This window comes from Pseudomonas sp. NPDC088890 (genome assembly GCF_044900155.1).
Classification (GTDB): domain Bacteria; phylum Pseudomonadota; class Gammaproteobacteria; order Pseudomonadales; family Pseudomonadaceae; genus Aquipseudomonas; species Aquipseudomonas urmiensis.
Map to the genome: position 1 here is coordinate 1 of NZ_JBJDNG010000029.1, position 3,293 is coordinate 3,293.

4 protein-coding genes and 3 tRNA genes are annotated in these 3,293 nt (G+C 56.6%); all 7 read left to right on the forward strand.

Annotation, left to right across the window (positions count from 1 at the left end; all coding sequences use genetic code 11):
- Window positions 1–288: 288 nt before the first annotated feature.
- A complete protein-coding gene (gene birA, locus ACI2JX_RS24970) occupies window positions 289–1,248 on the forward strand; it encodes a bifunctional biotin--[acetyl-CoA-carboxylase] ligase/biotin operon repressor BirA (RefSeq protein ID WP_368973752.1) in 960 nt (319 codons plus the stop codon).
- Window positions 1,238–1,987: a pantothenate kinase gene (locus tag ACI2JX_RS24975; protein WP_264236556.1), complete on the forward strand. Its 750-nt coding sequence runs from the start codon at window positions 1,238–1,240 to the stop codon at window positions 1,985–1,987. The genes birA and ACI2JX_RS24975 overlap by 11 nt, the downstream gene beginning before the upstream one ends.
- A gap of 7 nt (window positions 1,988–1,994) precedes the next feature.
- Window positions 1,995–2,420: a hypothetical protein gene (locus ACI2JX_RS24980; RefSeq protein ID WP_404691215.1), complete on the forward strand. Its 426-nt coding sequence runs from the start codon at window positions 1,995–1,997 to the stop codon at window positions 2,418–2,420.
- Window positions 2,421–2,563: 143 nt separating this feature from the next.
- A tRNA-Tyr gene (locus ACI2JX_RS24985) sits at window positions 2,564–2,648 on the forward strand.
- A 24-nt stretch (window positions 2,649–2,672) separates the two neighbouring features.
- Window positions 2,673–2,746: transfer RNA gene (locus ACI2JX_RS24990), tRNA-Gly, on the forward strand.
- A 28-nt stretch (window positions 2,747–2,774) separates the two neighbouring features.
- Window positions 2,775–2,850: transfer RNA gene (locus tag ACI2JX_RS24995), tRNA-Thr, on the forward strand.
- An 80-nt stretch (window positions 2,851–2,930) separates the two neighbouring features.
- A partial coding sequence (locus ACI2JX_RS25000; protein ID WP_404691216.1) for a GTP-binding protein occupies window positions 2,931–3,293 on the forward strand: 363 nt, incomplete at its 3' end.

Consider the following 3,293-nt stretch of genomic DNA (forward strand, 5'->3'; position numbering starts at 1 on the left):
AAGATTCATTTCGCAAAACCCCTATCTGCGCGAGCAGGTAGGGGTTTTGTCTTTTCCAGCCTGCTATATTGCCGCGCCCGATACCTGGCCTTGCCGCACCCCTTGAGGAGCGGGCTTGCCCGCGAAGAGGCCGCAACTGACAGCTCGCTCAACCCCTGGTACCCCCTCTCCCGCCTTTATCCCTCGAGCATCTCAGTTAGCCCCGGCCGAGTTCGGAATGCGCCCTTTTCCTATGCAAGCCTTCGGGCCATGGCTATCATTCCAGCCTTATTCCAAGTCGAGACTGGCATGCTGAAGTTGTTGAACCTCCTCAAGGATGGCCGGTTTCATTCCGGGCAGGCGCTCGGGGAAGCTCTCGGGGTGAGCCGCAGCGCCGTTTGGAAGCAGCTGCAGCACCTGGAAGCCGAATTGAACCTGACCATTCATAAGGTCCGAGGTCGTGGCTATCAATTAGCCGCGCCGCTGGCATTGCTTGAGTCGCAAGCGATTAGCGATCTCTGCGAAGGCGAGCAGTGGCCGTTGTTTATTCACGATGCGATCGATTCGACCAATGCCGAAGCTTTACGTGGTATTGCGCAGGGTAGGGCGGCGCCATTTCTAGTATTGGCCGAACGCCAAAGTGCTGGGCGCGGTCGGCGGGGTCGACAATGGGTCAGCCCCTTCGCTGAGAACCTCTACTACAGCTTGGTGCTGCGTGTTGAGGGCGGCATGCGCCAGCTCGAGGGTTTAAGCCTGGTGGTTGGGCTGGCAGTCATGCGTACCCTGCAGACATTTGGCGTCAAGCAGGCGGGCCTTAAATGGCCAAATGATGTTCTGGTCGGTGATCAGAAGATCGCCGGGATCTTGCTGGAGCTTGTCGGTGATCCGGCTGACGTTTGCCATGTGGTGCTGGGGATTGGTATCAACGTGAACATGCAGCTCAACGACCAGGTCGACCAGCAATGGACCTCGATGAGACTGGAGGCGGGCGCCTCTATTGATCGTAATCTGCTGGTCGCCAGGCTCAATCAGCAACTGCAGCATGAGCTGGCCCGGCACCGTCGTTATGGCTTCGCCGCCTTCCAGGAAGAATGGGAGCAAGCGCATCTGTGGCAGGGTCGCAAGGTATCGCTGATCGCCGGCAGCAGCCACACTGATGGCGTTGTTCTTGGCGTGGATGGACAGGGCGGATTGCGTCTTGAGGTTGAAGGTGTGGAAAAGAGCTTTAGTGGTGGTGAGCTCAGTTTGAGGTTGCGTGATGATTCTTGAGCTCGACTGCGGTAACAGCTTCATCAAGTGGCGGGTGATTCATGCTGCCGACGCGACAATTGTCGGTGGCGGCATTGTCGACTCGGATCAGGCGCTATTGGAGGCGGTCTCGGCCTTGCCGTCAGTACGCTTGAAGGGCTGTAGGATAGTCAGTGTCCGTAGCGAAGAGGAAACGGACGCACTGCGTGCCCTGTTGCATGCTGGCTTCGCTATCCAGGCGCAAGTCGCTCTGCCTGTGCAGGAAATGGCTGGAGTGCGTAATGGATATGATGACTATCAGCGCCTGGGCATGGATCGCTGGCTAGCTGCCTTGGGTGCCTACCACCTGGCAAAAGGTGCGTGCCTGGTAATCGACTTGGGTACTGCGGCCAAGGCTGACTTCGTCGCCGCCGATGGTGAGCACCTGGGTGGTTATATTTGTCCGGGTATGCCGCTGATGCGCAGTCAATTGCGTACCCATACCCGGCGAATTCGCTACGATGATGCATCGGCTGAGCGCGCTGTGAGCACGCTTGCGCCTGGTCGCTCGACAGTCGAGGCGGTGGAGCGCGGTTGTGTGCTGATGCTGCAAGGGTTTGCCCGCACACAGATCGAGCAGGCTCGAGCTTTGTGGGGTGAAAGTTTCACTGTGTTCCTGACTGGTGGCGATGCGCCGCTGGTGCGCGAAGCTGCGCCTCAGGCCCGCGTTGTGCCTGACCTGGTCTTCGTTGGCTTGGCGATGGCTTGTCCATTGGATTGAGGTGCCTATGCGTTGGTTGTTTCTGTTGTTGCTGGTGCTCAATGTCGTCTACTACGTCTGGCACCAGCAAGAGGCGCCGTTGAGGGTCAAAGAGGTCGCGCCGCTTTCTCTCTATAAAGGTAACCAGCAGGAGATCCGCCTGCTGCGTGAGACGGGGGCTGCAGCGCCGGCGCGACGTCGTGATGAGTGCCTGGTAATTGGTGGTCTGCCAGCTCGGGATCAGCTCGATGCGCTACGCCAGCGCCTACTTAGCCTGGATATCACCACCCTGGTAGTGTCCGGTCAGCTACCGGGCGCAGACGGTATGTGGCTGAAGGTAGCCCCGGAAAGCGAGCGTTTACTGGACCAATCCGTGCTTGCCACTCTTTCCAAGGATTTCAAAGACTTAAAACACAAAATTATTTTCTGCGGGGGTATTGCAACTGGCGAATAGCTTGATAGAATGGCGCCCGCTTCGCAGGGAACACCACTGAGGTGGTAGGACCGGAAGTTGTTGTCAAAGTAGCTAACTTCAAGATTTAATTGAAAAAAGCTTGACAACGGGTCGGCAAGAGTTGAAAATGCCGCCCACGCTCAGGAGGGGTTCCCGAGCGGCCAAAGGGAGCAGACTGTAAATCTGCCGTCTTCGACTTCGAAGGTTCGAATCCTTCCCCCTCCACCATTTTTAGCGAGAGCTGCAAGCCTCGCGGGTATAGTTTAGTGGTAGAACCTCAGCCTTCCAAGCTGATGATGCGGGTTCGATTCCCGCTACCCGCTCCAAGTTTGCTGTTTTTGCACAATGTGTTTCGCTCTTGTAGCTCAGTTGGTAGAGCACACCCTTGGTAAGGGTGAGGTCAGCGGTTCAAGTCCGCTCAAGAGCTCCATATAACAAGGCAGATATGAAAATATCTGCCTTTGTTTTATCGGTAGTAGTGACTATTTTCTTCTGCGGAGGACTGTATCGATGGCTAAGGAAAAGTTTGATCGTTCCCTACCTCACGTTAACGTTGGCACTATCGGCCACGTTGACCATGGTAAAACCACTCTGACCGCAGCTCTGACTCGCGTCTGCTCCGAAGTTTTCGGTTCGGCAGTCGTTGAGTTCGACAAGATCGACTCGGCTCCAGAAGAGAAAGCGCGCGGTATCACCATCAACACCGCTCACGTCGAGTACAACTCGAACATTCGTCACTACGCTCACGTCGACTGCCCAGGTCACGCTGACTACGTGAAGAACATGATCACCGGTGCTGCCCAGATGGACGGCGCGATCCTGGTTTGCTCGGCCTCCGATGGTCCGATGCCACAAACCCGTGAGCACATCCTT